This window comes from Curtobacterium sp. PhB170, assembly GCF_003752345.1.
In the GTDB taxonomy this organism is placed as follows: Bacteria; Actinomycetota; Actinomycetes; order Actinomycetales; family Microbacteriaceae; genus Curtobacterium.
This window is the reverse complement of the sequence record NZ_RJUM01000011.1, coordinates 401,667-415,443: the sequence shown is the minus strand read 5'-3', so window position 1 is coordinate 415,443 and position 13,777 is coordinate 401,667. Positions and strand designations below refer to the sequence as shown.

The following is a 13,777-nucleotide window of genomic DNA, read 5'->3' as shown; positions in this document are numbered from 1 at the left end:
GTGGGCCTCGCCGAGGTTCCGAGATCTGCGCATCTCGGCGTGCGATCGCGCGCGTTGTGGAACCTCGACGACCAGCGCACGGCGTGTTGTGGAACCTCGGCGGTCAGCGCCCGGCGTGCCGGCCCTCGCCCGCCCCCGCACCCCGCACACCCCGTCAGGGCCGCGGGGCCTCCGCGATGAACTCGTCGCGCGTGACGCCGACGAGCGCCGTCGTCGCGGCCGCCGCGGCGGCCCCGTCACCCGTGACGAGGGCGTGCCCGACGGCCTCGTGGCGGAGCGCTGCCTCGCGCGTCCAGCGCGTGATGGTGTCGCGCGACTCCGACGTGCGGGTGCGCAGCAGCGCCTCGACGGTGCCGGCGAAGTGCGCGAAGACGGCGTTGCCGGAGCCGGTGAGCAGGGCGCGGTGGAAGCGGACGTCGGCCTCGAGGTACGCGCGGCTGTCCTCGCGCGCGCAGGCGGCGAGCATGTCCTGCGCGGCGTCGAGGACGGCGGACGCCCCGGAGCCGCCTGCGGTGAGCGACGCCGCGACGGGTTCGACGCCGAGCCGCAGTTCGAGCAACTCCCGCTGCTGCACGAAGTAGGCGGGCGAGGCGCCACGCCACCGGATGACCGTCGGGGCGAGCAGCTCCCACGACCCGATGCCGAGCACCTGCGTCCCGACGCGCTGCCGGGGTTCGACCAGTCCGAGCGACTGCAGGACGCGGAGCGCCTCGCGCACGACCGACCGGGATACACCGAACTCATCTGCCACGAGCTCGGGGCGGACCACCGTGCCGGGGTCGAGCGCACCGTCGACGATGCGCTGCCCGAGGGTGTCGAGCACGTGGGCGTGGAGTCCGCGGGCTGGGGGCATCGTTCCTCCGTGCAGTACGGGTCGCGCGGTCGGCGTGACGTCGGTCCCATCGAAACGGCAGACTGCGTCCGAGGGCGGATGGCGCGCGGCGGATCGTCGTATAGTCTGATTAATCAGATTATTGAGGGTCGGCGCGCGCAGCACCAGCCGCCCCTCGACACGAAGGCGACGGAGCCGCGCGGCAGCGGCTCCAGGAAGGGGCACCGATGCCTCACGCTCCAGTCCACCTGCTCGCCCACCCCGTGGGCACGGTCCTCGCGGCCGATGGCGGCGGTACCGAGACCGTCGACCCGTCCGGGCCGATCCCGCAACTGATCATCGCGGCCCTGGTCGGCATCGTCGTGATCATCGCGCTCATCACCTGGCTCAAGGTCCACCCGTTCATCGCGCTCGTGATCGGTGCCCTGGGCGTCGGCATCGGTGCGGGGCTCGCGCCGGACAAGGCCGTCGTGAGCTTCGGCAACGGCTTCGGAGCGACGATGACGAGCGTCGGCATCCTGGTCGGCCTCGGGTCGATGTTCGGCAAGATGCTCGTCGACTCCGGCGCCGCCGACCGCGTGGTCGACACCCTGGTGCGCAGGTCGTCGAAGGCCGCGCTGCCGTGGACGATGGCCCTGATCGGTGCGCTGATCGGCCTGCCGATGTTCTTCGAGGTCGGCCTCGTGCTCCTCATCCCGATCATCGTGCTCGTCGCGAAGCGCAGCTCCGTGCCGATCATGAAGATCGCCGTGCCCGCCCTGGTCGGCCTGTCGACGATGCACGCGTTCGTCCCGCCGCACCCCGGCCCGCTCGTCGCGATCTCGACCGTCGGCGCGAACCTCGGCACCACGCTCGCCTTCGGCATCGTGCTGGCGATCCCGGTCATCATCCTGGCCGGGCCGGTGTTCGCCCAGTTCGCGGCCCGCTGGGTCGACATCCCCGCGCCCGACATGTTCGGGTCGCGTGGGTCGGACTCCAGGTCGGCGTCCGGTCCGCAGGACCCCGCCTCGGGCGGACGGGAGGCCCGGCGCGGCCCCGCCACGCAGGACACCGCGTCCCTTCCGGGCGGCAAGAGCGACTTCACGCGCGTCATCAGCGAGCCCCGCAGCCCGTCGTTCACCGTCGCGCTCATCGGCATCCTGCTGCCCGTCGTCCTCATGCTCGCCCAGGCCGTCCGCGAGGCGACCATGCCCGACGCCGCTGGCTCGTGGGTGAGCCTGCTCGACTTCCTCGGGTCGCCGATGATCGCGATCGGCATCGCCGCGATCTACGCGATGGTCTTCTTCGCGATCGGCGGCGGCATGGACCGGTCCGCCGTGGCGAAGTCGCTCGAGAGCGCGCTGCCCCCGGTCGCCGGGGTGCTGCTCATCGTCGGTGCCGGCGGTGGGTTCAAGCAGGTGCTCATCGACACCGGCATCGGCGGCGTGATCGCCGACGCCGTGAAGGACTCCGGCGTCTCGGTGCTCCTCGTCGCCTGGGTCGTGTCCGCCCTGGTGCGTGTCGCCACCGGGTCGGCCACGGTCGCCACCGTGACCGCGGCGGGCATCATGGCCCCGATCGCCGCCGACCTGTCCACGCCGATGACCTCGCTGCTCGTACTGGCGATCGGTGCGGGCTCGGTGTTCCTGTCGCACGTCAACGACGCCGGGTTCTGGCTCGTCAAGGGCTACCTCAACACCACCGTGGGACAGACCTTCAAGACGTGGACGGTGCTCGAGTGCCTCATCTCGGTGCTCGGTCTGCTCGGTGTGCTGCTGGCCGGGGTGTTCATCCGATGAGCGGCGACTCCGCTCTCGACGCTTGCGTGCTGGTCGTCATGGGGGTCTCCGGTTCCGGCAAGTCGACCGTCGCCGCGATGGTCGCCGAGCAGCTCGGGTGGGACTTCGCCGAGGGCGACGCCATGCACCCGCAGGCGAACGTCGACAAGATGCACGCCGGCACGCCACTGACCGACGAGGACCGCTGGCCGTGGCTCGACGTCGTCGCCGGCTGGATCCGCGGGCACCTCGACGCCGGCACGCACGGTGTCGTGACCTGCTCGGCGCTGAAGCGGTCGTACCGCGACGTGCTGCGGGCGCCCGGCGTGGTGTTCGTGCACGTCGCCGGTGACGGCGCGTTGATCGAACAGCGCATGTCGCAGCGGTCTGGCCACTTCATGCCGACGTCGCTGCTGCAGTCCCAGCTCGCGACGCTCGAGCCGCCGCAGGACGACGAGGCGCACCTGACGATCGCGGCCGACCGCACTCCGGAGGAGGAGAGCGCCGAGGTCGTGGAGCGGCTCGGGCTCGGCGACGGCCGCTAGCTGCTGTCGGAGTCCGAGCCGGATCCGGTGTCGGCGCGGCTGGCTTCGGACACCAGGTGCGCTGCAGCGGCGGCGAGCTGTGTGTTCGACGTCACCGCTGTGCCGTCCTCGAGCACGCTCGTGTCCTCGAGCCCGGTGCGGATCGCGTGGCCCCGGGAGAGCGCCCGTCGGCTCACCTGCCACGAGGCGGCGCCGATGCCGTGGTGCAGTTGGGGGAGTCGGACCCCCGCGGCCCGGACGATCGACTCCATCTCGGCGTCGAGCGCGAGCGCGTCGTCGGCGTCGTGCTCGAGGGGCTCCACCACGAGTCGGACGAACCGGTCGTGTCCACCCTTCCGGACGAACCGCTCCACGTCGGCAGTGCTGAGGACGCAGGCCTCGACGCCGACGCCGCGTCGCGCGAGGAGATCGGTGACGTCGTCGATCCCGTCCTCGCCCTGGTTCGCGGCGATCAGGTCGGGCAGCTCCGTCCACGAGGAAACGAGGTCGAGGCGTTCGCGGGGGTCGGGCACGATCGCTGCGAAGGTCGTGACGTTGAGCGGGATCCCCGGGCACGCCGCCCGCACGGCGCGGAGCATCCGGCCGACCGGTCCGGCGGCGAGCGACTCGGCGCCGTCGTCGTCGAAGGCGTGCAGGTGGAGGAGCGTCGCGCCCGCCGCCACACACGCTGCCGCGTCGCGGGCGATCTCCTCCGGTGTGCGCGGCATCGCCGGGTGGGTGGTGTCGCCGTTCAGGGCGAGTTGCAGGTCGGGCACGTGGTCGCTCCTCAGCTGAACCGGATCGGGGTGCCGACGGGCAGGGCGGCGAGGGTGCGGGTCATCTCCGCCGAGATCCGCACGCACCCGTGCGAACTGCCGGTCGGGTCGGGGTAGTAGTGCAGCGCGGTCAGTGCCGCGTTGCCGCCGTACGACGGGATCCGCGACGAGTGCGCCCCGGTCAGGATGATCGGGTTGCCCTGCGTGTACGTCACGCGGGTGTCCACGTACGCCGCCTCGACGTAGGTGGCGGTGTCGGACGGCGTGGGGTCCTCGGGGGTGCCGAGCCGGGCCGCCTCGGTCGCGGCGACATGGCCGCTCCGGGTGACGACCGAGACCGTGCTCCGGGCGACGTCGACACGGATCGTCCGGTCGGTGTCCGTGACCGTGAAGTCGGCTGCCCGTGCCCAGGCGAACGTGGCGCTCGGCGCGTCCGGGTCGCCGCCGTCACCCGGGGTGCGGTTCCGTGCCGGGGTCGAGACGAGGAGCATGCCGCCGTCGACTCCGGGCGACCGGCCCCAGACGGCGGTGGCGGCGGGCAGGTCGATCGTCGACACCCGGTGCGACAGCGTGGCCACCGGGCGGGCGTGGCTGGACGGGCTGGCGTACAGGGCCACGAGGTCGTTCCGAGGGGTGGCGATCTGCCAGGTGTCCGCGGGACGGACGTCCCCGCCGTCGAGCAGTTCGGGGACGACGCCGTCGTGGAACGCCAGCGGCAGGGCGGCGAGGGTGGCGGCCGACGGCGCGCGGGGGACGGCCGCGAGCGTCGGGGTGGGGGTCGGCGTCGCGGTCGCGGTGGCCCGTGCGGTGTGGGTCGGGTCGGCGCCCGGACGGTCGGCGGTCACCCCGACGACGACGGCGGCCGCGACGGCGAGCGCAGCCGCACCCCCGACCACGGCGATCCAGCCCCTGCGTCGCATCGGCATCCCCCTGTGCTCCTGGTGTCGGTCAGCGTTCGTGACCCGGTCAGCGTTCGGTGACCCGGCCGGCGTCGACGTGCCACTGCCGGTCGAGGCGGACGGTCTCCAGCATGCGCCGGTCGTGCGTGACGAGCAGCAGCGTGCCGTCGTACGACTCCAGTGCCTGCTCCAACTGCTCGATGGCCACCAGGTCGAGGTGGTTCGTCGGCTCGTCGAGCACGAGCACGTTCACCCCGCGGGCCTGCAGCAGCGCGAGGCCGGCGCGGGTCCGTTCGCCCGGGGAGAGCGCCGACGCGGGCCGTCCGACGTGGTCGGCCTTCAGCCCGAACTTCGCAAGCAGTGTCCGGACGTCGGCGGTCGTGTACTCGGGCACGATCGCCTCGAACGCCGCGGCGAGTGACTGGTCGCCGGTGAAGGCCGCACGGGCCTGGTCGACCTCGCCGACGGCGACGCTCGACCCGAGCGAGGCGGTGCCGGTCGTCGGCACCTGCTTGCCGAGCAGTGCCCGGAGCAGCGTGGACTTGCCGGCGCCGTTCGGTCCGGTGATGCCGATGCGGTCGCCACCGTCGACCTGCAGCGACACCGGGCCGAGCGTGAAGTCGCCCTGCGTGAAGGTGGCGTCGGACAGGGTGGCCACGACGGCCGAGGACCGGGGCGCGCTGCCGATCGTGAACTCGAGCTGCCACTCCTTTCGGGGCTCCTCGACCTCGTCGAGCCGCGCGATGCGGGACTCCATCTGGCGGACCTTCTGCGCCTGCTTCTCGCTCGACTCCGAGGCGGCCTTGCGCCGGATCTTGTCGTTGTCCGGGGCCTTCTTCATGGCGTTGCGCACGCCCTGGCTCGACCACTCGCGCTGTGTGCGGGCGCGGGAGACCAGGTCGGCCTTGGTGGAGGCGTAGTCCTCGTACGCGTCGCGCTTGTGCTGCCGGGCGATCTCGCGCTCCTCGAGGAACGAGTCGTACCCGCCGCCGAACAGCCGGTTGGACGACTGCGCCAGGTCGAGCTCGAGGACGCTCGTCACCGACCGTGCCAGGAACTCCCGATCGTGGCTGACGAGCACGACCCCGCCGCGCAGGCCCCGGACGAACCCCTCGAGCCGGTCCAGGCCGTCGAGGTCGAGGTCGTTCGTGGGCTCGTCGAGCAGGACGATGTCGAACCGTGACAGCAGCAGCGCCGCCAGCCCGACCCGAGCGGCCTGCCCACCGGACAGCGCGGTCATGAGCGAGTCCGGTCCGACGCCGTCGTCACCGGCTCCGGTCTCGAGGCCGAGGTCGGCCAGGACAGCGGGGATGCGGTCTTCCAGATCAGCGGCGCCCGCGGCGAGCCAGCGGTCGAGCGCCGTCGAGTAGCGGTCCGCGGCGGCGTCGCCGGCGTCCGGGTCGCCGAGCGCGGCAGCCGCGGCGTCCATGGCCTCGGTCGCCTCGGCCGAGCCGGTCCGTCGGGCGATGTACGCGGCGACGGTCTCGCCCGCGATCCGTTCGTGCTCCTGGGGGAGCCAGCCGACGAACGCGTCGGTGGGCGCGAGCGACACCGTGCCCGCCAGGGGCTCGTCGACACCCGCCAGCAGTCGGAGCAGGGTGGACTTGCCGGCACCGTTCACGCCGACGACGCCGATCACGTCGCCCGGTGCCACCGTGAGGTCGAGGGAGTCGAACAGCGTGCGAGCGGCGTACCCGCCGGACAGGCCCTTGGCGACGAGCGTGGCGGTCATGCGCCAATCGTCCCACGCGGCGGCGCGCGCACGGCACCGACCTCGGAGCGCCAGGTGCTCCGGGTGCAGCACACTGGACGGATGGCATCCTGCGTCTTCTGCGCGATCATCGCCGGCGACGAACCGGCCGTGTGGGTCGAGCGCGAGGACCACGCCGTAGCGTTCGCGCCGCTGCCCGGGTCCGCGCTCGCACCCGGGCACACGCTCGTCGTACCGGTCGAGCACGCCGACGACCTGCTCGGTGCCGCCCCGGTGGCACTGGCCGCCACCGTCGCGCTCGCGCAACGTGTCGCCCGGGCGATGCGGGGCGCACTCGGCGCCACCGGCACCGTCGTGCTGCAGGCCTCCGGCGCCGATGCCGGGCAGAGCGTGCGGCACCTGCACTTCCACGTCGTGCCGTGCTGGCCGGACGACGGCACGACGCACTGGCCGGAGCCGCCCTCGGCACACGTCGTCGACGGTGACCCGCACGCACTCCTCGCCGAGATGTTCGAGTAGCCGATCCCGGGCAGCGGTGCGCGGAACGGAGTGGAGTGGGCGCTGCACCCGTCACCCGTCCCACCGACACCCGCAGGAGCACACCATGACCACGAAGATCACCCTGATCATCGACAACCCGGCCGACCCGTCGGCGTTCGAGCAGTCCTACGTGGAACTCGAGGCACTCGCCGCGGAGCTGCCCGGCCTGCAGCGGCTCGAGGCGGCGAAGGTCTGGCCGAAGGAGGACGGCACCCCCACACCGGCGCACCGCACCCTCGACCTGTACTTCGCCTCGTACGGGGACGCCTCCGACGCGGTGGCGACCGCCGAGGCCGGCGCGTTCTTCGAGCGGCTCGGCGGCACCGGCGTCACGTTCACCGGCCTGTTCTCCGACATCGAGCACGAGTAGCACCGGGCCGGGCCAGGCCGGGCGCCGGGCGCCGGGCGCCGGGCCCGTGCCCGTGCCCGGGTTTCGGGCTCAGCGACACTCCTCGGGTCCCGCGCCGCGTGGAGAGTCGCTCAGCGCGAACCTCGGCCCGGCAGGTCCGGCACGCCCGGCAGGCCCGGCACCGGCACCGGCGCCAACCGGCCCGCGCCGACGGGCAGCACACCCGCGCGGTACTCGAGCACCTCGGCATCGCCGACGGTCACCGTCGCCGCACCGAAGCGCCATGCCCGGTTGAACAGGTACACCCCGATCACGGTCCGGCCGTCGTCGGCGACCGCCCACGTGCCGGTGCCCCACTGCGCCGGGTGCCCGACCCCGTCGATCGTGACGGTCGGGCGGGCGAACCAGGTGAGCAGGGGGCGAGCGAGCCGGAGCTCGATCCGGCGCTTCGTCGTGCCGGAGGGGAGAGTCGTGTCCACCTCCGCAGGATAGGGCCACCGAACCCGGCGCCAGCGCACCGGCGCCGCCGCACCTGTGGCCAGCGCACCTGTGCCCGCCGCACCCGCGCACCCGTAGCGTGGCGGCCATGATCACCACCGTCCTCGTCGCCGGCGCCACCGGAGACCTCGGCGGACGCATCGTCCGCGAGCTCCTGCAGCACGACACCCGCGTCCGCGTCCTCACCCGCCCGTCGAGCACCGGCGCCCAGCGGCAGTTCGCCGACGACAACCGCATCGACGTCGTCATCGCGGACTACACGGACGCACCGGCGCTGGTCACGGCGCTCGCCGGGGTCGACGTCGTCGTCTCCACCGTCAGCGGTACCCGCGCCGTGATCGTGGACGCCCAGCGCGCTCTGCTCGACGCCGCGGTCCAGGCCGGCGTCCCGCGGTTCATCCCCTCGGACTACGCCGCCGACTACCGCTCGATCACGCCCGGCTCGAACCGCAACTTCGAGCTCCGCCGCGAGTTCGCCGCCGCCCTCGACGCTGCACCGATCCGTGCGACCTCGGTGCTGAACGGGGCGTTCACGGACATGCTCACCGGTCAGGCGCCGCTGATCCTGTTCGACCGCCAGCGGGTGCTCTACTGGTCGTCGGCCGACCAGGTCCTCGACTTCACCACGAAGGACGACGTCGCGCGCGTGACGGCGCTCGTCGCACTCGACGCGGACGCACCCCGTGTTGTCGAGGTCGCCGGTGACCGCGTGACGGCACGGTCGATCGCCGACACGATGTCCCGACTGACCGGCACCCCGTTCCGGCTGCAGTGGGCGGGGACGACCGGCACGCTGTCGGCGATGGCACGGATCGGCCGTCGGCTGTCGAAGGACGACGCCGAACCGTTCCCGGCCTGGCAGGGCATGCAGTACTTCGTGAGCATGTTCAGCGGCGAGGCCGAGCTCCACCACGTCGACGCCGACCGCTCCGGTCCGCACGGGTGGACGAGCGTCCGCGACGTGCTCGCAGCTCACCTGGGCGTCTGACGGTCCGACCGGGAGGCCCGCCCCGCGTCGCGCAGGACGGCCGACGGTCCGCCGCCGTGGCCGTCACGGGCACGCGCCGGCCGGGTGCTGCGCTGACGATCAGGCGCCGCGGACGGCCCTGACGATCTCCTGCCGTGCTGCTCGTCCGCTGCGCGTCGGCAGCAGGGGGAACACGTGCAGCGCGCCGGGGCGCTCGCGCAGCGTGACGTCCACGCCCGCGGCCCGGGCGGCCGCGACGAGCAGGTGCGCGTCGGGGTTGAGCACGTCGCGGGTCCCGGTGTGGACGATCATCGGACCGAGGCCGTGGAACGAACCGGCCAGGGGACTGACGACCGGGTCGTCGATCGACAGGCCGTCGGCCCACAGGTGACCGAGGACACGGCCCCCGTCGCGACCGAGCCACGGGTCGCTCGGCTGCACCTCGGCGATGCGCGGGTTCGAGAAGCCGAGGTCGAGCGCCGGTGACACCAAGACGGTCCGGAGCGACGGTACGCCCTGGTCGCGCAGGGTCTGGGCGACCGACAGCGCGATCTGCCCGCCCGCGGAGTCGCCGGCGAGCTGCACCCGTCCGCGCTGGTCGATGACGCGGCGTGCGACGTCGATGACCAGGTCGTGTGCCTGTCGGGCGTTGCCGTCCGGCAGGAGTCGGTAGATCGGCACGGTCACGGTGGCGCGCGCCTCGGCGGCGAGCTGGGCGATGAGCGCCCAGTGCTGCGGGGCGATCTCGTGGACCCAGCCGCCGCCGTGGACGTACACGAGGTCGCGGAGCGGTGGCTGTCGGCTCGGGGTCACGGTGTACACGGGGGAGCCGCCCTGACGGTGGACGTCGACGCGCACGTCGGGCCGGAGGCGCTTCGGTGGTCCGAAGGGTTCGGGGCGGAGGGCCTGTCGGCGGACGGCTCGGTGCGCTCCCGCTTCGGTGACGAACGGCGCGTTCGCGTGCGTGGCCCGCAGGAACAGCGGGACCGCGGCTTCGGGGACGATCACGCGGTACCTCCTGCGTCGTCGGTGTCGTCGGTGTCGTCGGCCTCGCGCACCGGCTCGCTGAGTCCGAGGAGTGCGCCCCGCACCGCGGCGACGCGGATGGTCGCGGCATCGTCGTAGAGCACCGTCTGGCTGACCGCGCCGACGTGTGCGGCGACGACCGCACGGGTGAAGACGTCCGGCGCGACGGTCAGTCGCCGGCCCTGGGCCGTGACCGACTCGACGAGCAGCGGTTCGAGTGCCGCGTGGAAGGCGTCGGTGTGCACTCGGAGCAGTGCCCGGAGCTCGGGTTCGTGTCGCGCCCGGGACAGCAGGACCGAGCGGATCGCGTACCACTTGCCCTCGGGCGGCAGGCCGCCGAGGACACCGGAGACGATCGCGTCGACGGACTGCGGGTCGGTCGTGCCGAGCGCGGCCCGGAAGCCGTCCTCGAGCCGCTCGACGACCACGGCCTCCTGCGCTTCGTACACCGCGAAGAAGAGCTCGTCGGTCGTCGCGAAGTTCGAGTAGAAGGCCCCGCGCGTGAACCCCGCACGCGCGACGATCGCCTCGACACTGGCCGAGGCCGAGCCGGTCTCGTCGAACAGCGCCTCTGCCGCGCGGACGAGCTCCGCGCGGGTGCTGCTGCGCCGCCGGGTGGGGCGGGCGGGTGCGGCGGTGTCGTCGCTCACTCGTGGGGACATCGGCTCATCCTAGGAGGCGTCGTCCGACCGGCGCGGGTCGGCCAGGTAGTCGTGCACGGACCGCACCGGCGCGAGCGTCAGGTCGGTCAGGACGTGCGAGGCGCTGATGACCTCGAGAACCGGCAGGTCGGCCATCGGCGCGAGGGCGTGCTCGAACAGCTGCAGGCGGGCGGGCCCGGTCCAGGCCCCCTTCACGACGATGTCGGTGATCTCGGTCCGCACGAGGTCGGCGGCGCGCAGCCCCAGGGTCGTCACGTCGGGGACGAGCTTCACCATCCAGGTCGGCACCGTGATCTGCGCCGCGGCCTCGACCGGGTCCATCGGCTCCCACTGGTACGCCATGGTCGCCGTCGCCACACGCTCGGCACCGCGGTCGAGCGTGCCGACGAGGGCGCCCTGGTCGACGCGCAACCCCGGGGTCCCGAGCACCTTCGGGTAGGCGCTCAGTTCGCGACCGGCGAGCGTCGCCGCGGAGTTGTCGAGGTACATGGCGTGCAGGTACTCGCCGACCTCGCCGTCGTGGGTGACCTGGATCGCCTGACCGGACTCGACGTAGGGGCCGTAGCCGTCGACGTCGCCCATCTTCATGACCTCGAATCGGACCAGCGGCGCGTCGACCCGCAGCGGCTCCGGCACGACGGCGCGGAGGGCGTCGGGGTCGGTCCGGTACACGACGTTGAAGTACTCGCGATCGGTGAAGCGCGTCGGGCGCAGCGGGTAGACCGGCGCGGTGAGGGGCGTGGTGGCGTGGCGGAGGACGTCCGAGGCCTGCATGGGAACTCCTTGTCGAGTTGCGATACGTTCCGTACTGAGTACGTTGTGTATCGAACCTACACCCGAGAACGAAGGACACCATGGGCTTCTCCCTGCCGACCGACATCCGCAACCGACCCGTCACCGTGATCGGCGGTGGGACCCTCGGCCGTCGCATCGCCCTGGTGTTCGCCAGCGCCGGCGGCGAGTCCCGCGTGTACGACCTCGCCGAGCCGGTCCGCACGGCCGCCGTCGAGTACGTCGAGCGCGAGCTCCCGGCGCTCGCCGCGGCACGGGACGGGGGCGCGGTCGGCACCGTCCGCGCGTTCGACGACCTGGACGAGGCCGTCGCCGGTTCGTGGCTCGTCGTCGAGGCGATCCCAGAGCGCCTCGACCTCAAGACGACGGTGTTCGGGCAGCTCGACCGCGCCGTCGGGGCGGACACGATCCTGGCGAGCAACTCGTCGTCGTACGCGAGCCGACTCGTGATCGACGAGGTCGAGCACCCCGAGCGCGTGCTGAACATGCACTTCTACATGCCGCCGGCGCAGAACGCCGTCGACCTGATGAGCGACGGGGAGACCGACCCCGCGGTCATCGACCTGCTGCTCGAGGTCCTGCCGACCTACGGCGTCCGGCCGTTCGTCGCCCGCAAGGAGTCGACCGGGTTCATCTTCAACCGCATCTGGGCGGCCATCAAGCGCGAGTCCCTGGCCGTCGTCGCCGACGGGGTCTCCACGCCGGAGGACGTCGACGCCATGTTCGCGGTGAACACCGGTTCGCCCGCGGGGCCGTTCCGGATGATGGACCAGGTGGGGCTCGACGTCGTCCTGGACATCGAGGAGCACTACGCGGCGGAGGACCCGCACCTTCCCGAGGGTCCGCGGCAGCTGCTCCGGCAGTACGTCGACGCGGGGCACCTGGGCGTGAAGACCGGCCGCGGCTTCTACGCGTACGACCAGCACTGAAGGACGACCGGCACCGTCGGACGACCAGCACCGTCGCCGCCTAGGCTCGGGAACCGTGTTCGAACTCCACCACCTCGCCGCGCAGGAACTCTGGGACTGGATCCGCCGGGGGGAGGCGACCGCGCTCGAGGTGACGGAGCACTACCTCGCCCGCATCGAGCGCCTCGACCCGGCCCTCGGCGCGTTCGTGACGGTCACGGCGGACGCCGCGCGCTCGAGAGCCGACCGTCTCGGGGACCTGGTGCCGACGTCCAGACCGTTGTGGGGCCTCCCGTCCGCCGACAAGGACCTGTACGACCGCGCCGGGGTCCCCACGCGCTCCGGCACCGCGAGCCTGCCGGAGCGCCCTGCCGGGGCCGACCACCCGCTCGTCGCGGCGCTCGACGCCGCCGGCACGGTGAGCCTCGGCAAGACGGCGTCACCGGAGTTCGGGATGTCCTCGTCGTCGGAGACCCGGTTCGGCGTGACGCGGAACCCGTACGACACGACCCGCGCGCCCGGGGGATCGTCGAGCGGGGCGGCGGTCGCCGTGGCGGCCGGGCTGCTGCCCGTGGCCGTCGGGTCCGACGGCGGGGGATCGGTCCGGATCCCGGCCGCAGCGACCGGACTCGTCGGTCTGAAGCCGAGCCGCGGGCGGGTGCCGTCGATGCCCGGCCGCTCCGGTGTCGGCGGGCTCTCCGTCGCCGGCCCGCTGACCCGGTCCGTCGCGGACGCAGGGATGCTGCTCGACGCCCTCGTCGCGCCGACCGGCCTGCCGGGACCGTCGCCGTACGCCCTGGTCACGCCGTCCCGCGGTGACGGCCCGTTCACAGCGGCGGCCGTCCGCGGTGAGGGCCGCTTCGTCGTCGGGCTGCTCGACGGTTCACCGTGGGACGACACCGTCGACGTCGTGGTCGACCCCGCGGCGCGCGTTGCCGTCGAGGCCGCGGTGCGGGTGCTCGGCGAACTGGGGCACGGCGTCGAGGACGTCCGGATGCCGCGGGCGCCGTACGCCGACGCGTTCCGGGTGGCGTGGGAGAGCTCCGCGGCGCGGCTGCCGATGGTCCCCGGCATCGACCTGGCGGCGCTCACGCCGCTGGTGACGTGGCTCGTGGAGCGGGGACGGCGGCTCACCGGCACGCAGGTGCTCGACGCGATGACGGCGCTCGACACGTTCTCGGCGACGCTGATCGGTGCGTTCGACCGGTTCGACGCCGTCCTGTCACCGACCCTCGCACTGACCCCGCGGCCGCTCGGCTGGTACGGCGACGACCCGGACGAGGACTTCCGCCGCCAGTGCGCGTACTCGCCGTGGACCTCGATGGCGAACGTGGCCGGGCTCCCCGCGATCACCCTGCCGGTCGGGGTCACCGCCGACGACCACCCGGACGGCGGTGGCCTGCCGATGGGCGTCCAGTTGATCGGGCGTCCAGGGGGCGAGCGGGTGCTGCTCGCGATCGGGGCCCAGCTCGAGCGGCGGCTGCGCTGGCAGCGGCGGCACCCGGCTGCCTGGACCGCCTGACCGCCTGGGGAGAT

General features: G+C 73.1%; 15 protein-coding genes. 7 read left to right on the top strand and 8 right to left on the bottom strand.

Going from position 1 to position 13,777, the window contains the following annotated elements; translation table 11 throughout:
• Window positions 1-154: 154 nt before the first annotated feature.
• On the bottom strand, window positions 155-853 hold the full coding sequence (locus EDF40_RS12730; RefSeq protein WP_123339793.1) for a FadR/GntR family transcriptional regulator: 699 nt from the start codon (window positions 851-853) through the stop codon (window positions 155-157).
• 206 nt (window positions 854-1,059) lie between these two features.
• On the opposite strand from EDF40_RS12730, the gene EDF40_RS12725 reads away from it, so the two are divergent.
• Both EDF40_RS12725 and EDF40_RS12720 read left to right on the top strand, forming a co-directional pair.
• A complete protein-coding gene (locus tag EDF40_RS12725; RefSeq protein WP_123339792.1) occupies window positions 1,060-2,610 on the top strand; it encodes a GntP family permease in 1,551 nt (516 codons plus the stop codon).
• The gene (locus EDF40_RS12720; protein WP_123339791.1) at window positions 2,607-3,134 is read left to right on the top strand and encodes a gluconokinase; all 528 of its coding nucleotides are present in this window, start codon (window positions 2,607-2,609) and stop codon (window positions 3,132-3,134) included. Before EDF40_RS12725 ends, EDF40_RS12720 begins: the two co-directional genes overlap by 4 nt.
• Here EDF40_RS12720 and EDF40_RS12715 read toward each other — a convergent pair.
• From EDF40_RS12715 to EDF40_RS12705, 3 genes are read right to left on the bottom strand one after another with little or no spacing between them, the layout of a single operon-like run.
• Window positions 3,131-3,889 carry a 3-keto-5-aminohexanoate cleavage protein gene (locus EDF40_RS12715; protein ID WP_123339790.1) on the bottom strand — a complete coding sequence of 253 codons (759 nt, stop codon included), beginning with the start codon at window positions 3,887-3,889 and terminating at the stop codon, window positions 3,131-3,133. The two genes, EDF40_RS12720 and EDF40_RS12715, sit on opposite strands and share 4 nt — an antisense overlap.
• Window positions 3,890-3,900: 11 nt before the next feature.
• Window positions 3,901-4,809, bottom strand: a complete 909-nt coding sequence (locus EDF40_RS12710) for a L,D-transpeptidase (protein WP_148053831.1) — start codon at window positions 4,807-4,809, stop codon at window positions 3,901-3,903.
• Window positions 4,810-4,855: 46 nt separating this feature from the next.
• Window positions 4,856-6,520 (bottom strand): ABC-F family ATP-binding cassette domain-containing protein, encoded by a 1,665-nt coding sequence (locus EDF40_RS12705; RefSeq protein WP_123339788.1) that lies wholly within the window; start codon window positions 6,518-6,520, stop codon window positions 4,856-4,858.
• Window positions 6,521-6,601: 81 nt separating this feature from the next.
• Here EDF40_RS12705 and EDF40_RS12700 point away from each other — a divergent pair, with 81 nt between their 5' ends.
• Both EDF40_RS12700 and EDF40_RS12695 read left to right on the top strand, forming a co-directional pair.
• Window positions 6,602-7,018, top strand: coding sequence for an HIT domain-containing protein (locus EDF40_RS12700; RefSeq protein ID WP_123294238.1), 417 nt, complete (start codon window positions 6,602-6,604; stop codon window positions 7,016-7,018).
• An 85-nt stretch (window positions 7,019-7,103) separates the two neighbouring features.
• Window positions 7,104-7,409, top strand: a complete 306-nt coding sequence (locus EDF40_RS12695; RefSeq protein ID WP_123339787.1) for an EthD family reductase — start codon at window positions 7,104-7,106, stop codon at window positions 7,407-7,409.
• A 110-nt stretch (window positions 7,410-7,519) separates the two neighbouring features.
• On the opposite strand, the gene EDF40_RS12690 is transcribed toward EDF40_RS12695, so the two are convergent.
• Window positions 7,520-7,867, bottom strand: a complete 348-nt coding sequence (locus EDF40_RS12690; RefSeq protein WP_123339786.1) for a hypothetical protein — start codon at window positions 7,865-7,867, stop codon at window positions 7,520-7,522.
• A 107-nt stretch (window positions 7,868-7,974) separates the two neighbouring features.
• On the opposite strand from EDF40_RS12690, the gene EDF40_RS12685 reads away from it, so the two are divergent.
• A complete protein-coding gene (locus EDF40_RS12685; protein WP_123339785.1) occupies window positions 7,975-8,874 on the top strand; it encodes an NmrA family NAD(P)-binding protein in 900 nt (299 codons plus the stop codon).
• Window positions 8,875-8,973: 99 nt separating this feature from the next.
• Here the strand turns inward: EDF40_RS12685 and EDF40_RS12680 are convergent, their stop codons facing one another.
• Genes EDF40_RS12680 through EDF40_RS12670 form a run of 3 tightly spaced genes read right to left on the bottom strand, consistent with a single transcriptional unit; the run spans window position 8,974 to window position 11,315 of the window.
• Window positions 8,974-9,861, bottom strand: coding sequence for an alpha/beta hydrolase (locus EDF40_RS12680; protein WP_123339784.1), 888 nt, complete (start codon window positions 9,859-9,861; stop codon window positions 8,974-8,976).
• Window positions 9,858-10,541: a TetR/AcrR family transcriptional regulator gene (locus EDF40_RS12675; RefSeq protein WP_123339783.1), complete on the bottom strand. Its 684-nt coding sequence runs from the start codon at window positions 10,539-10,541 to the stop codon at window positions 9,858-9,860. The genes EDF40_RS12680 and EDF40_RS12675 overlap by 4 nt, the downstream gene beginning before the upstream one ends.
• 9 nt (window positions 10,542-10,550) lie before the next feature.
• A complete protein-coding gene (locus EDF40_RS12670; protein ID WP_123339782.1) occupies window positions 10,551-11,315 on the bottom strand; it encodes an acetoacetate decarboxylase in 765 nt (254 codons plus the stop codon).
• 80 nt (window positions 11,316-11,395) lie between these two features.
• Between EDF40_RS12670 and EDF40_RS12665 the strand changes: the two genes are divergently transcribed.
• The gene (locus EDF40_RS12665; protein ID WP_123339781.1) at window positions 11,396-12,262 is read left to right on the top strand and encodes a 3-hydroxyacyl-CoA dehydrogenase family protein; all 867 of its coding nucleotides are present in this window, start codon (window positions 11,396-11,398) and stop codon (window positions 12,260-12,262) included.
• Between the two features lie 55 nt (window positions 12,263-12,317).
• On the top strand, window positions 12,318-13,763 hold the full coding sequence (locus EDF40_RS12660) for an amidase (RefSeq protein WP_123339780.1): 1,446 nt from the start codon (window positions 12,318-12,320) through the stop codon (window positions 13,761-13,763).
• The last annotated feature ends 14 nt before the right edge of the window (window positions 13,764-13,777 follow it).

Coding starts and splice junctions, on each gene's coding strand:
- EDF40_RS12730 (WP_123339793.1), bottom strand. CDS start 853: ATGCCCCCAGCCCGCGGACTCCACGCCCACGTGCTCGACACCCTCGGG.
- EDF40_RS12725 (WP_123339792.1), top strand. CDS start 1,060: ATGCCTCACGCTCCAGTCCACCTGCTCGCCCACCCCGTGGGCACGGTC.
- EDF40_RS12720 (WP_123339791.1), top strand. CDS start 2,607: ATGAGCGGCGACTCCGCTCTCGACGCTTGCGTGCTGGTCGTCATGGGG.
- EDF40_RS12710 (WP_148053831.1), bottom strand. CDS start 4,809: ATGCGACGCAGGGGCTGGATCGCCGTGGTCGGGGGTGCGGCTGCGCTC.
- EDF40_RS12705 (WP_123339788.1), bottom strand. CDS start 6,520: ATGACCGCCACGCTCGTCGCCAAGGGCCTGTCCGGCGGGTACGCCGCT.
- EDF40_RS12700 (WP_123294238.1), top strand. CDS start 6,602: ATGGCATCCTGCGTCTTCTGCGCGATCATCGCCGGCGACGAACCGGCC.
- EDF40_RS12695 (WP_123339787.1), top strand. CDS start 7,104: ATGACCACGAAGATCACCCTGATCATCGACAACCCGGCCGACCCGTCG.
- EDF40_RS12685 (WP_123339785.1), top strand. CDS start 7,975: ATGATCACCACCGTCCTCGTCGCCGGCGCCACCGGAGACCTCGGCGGA.
- EDF40_RS12675 (WP_123339783.1), bottom strand. CDS start 10,541: ATGTCCCCACGAGTGAGCGACGACACCGCCGCACCCGCCCGCCCCACC.
- EDF40_RS12670 (WP_123339782.1), bottom strand. CDS start 11,315: ATGCAGGCCTCGGACGTCCTCCGCCACGCCACCACGCCCCTCACCGCG.
- EDF40_RS12665 (WP_123339781.1), top strand. CDS start 11,396: ATGGGCTTCTCCCTGCCGACCGACATCCGCAACCGACCCGTCACCGTG.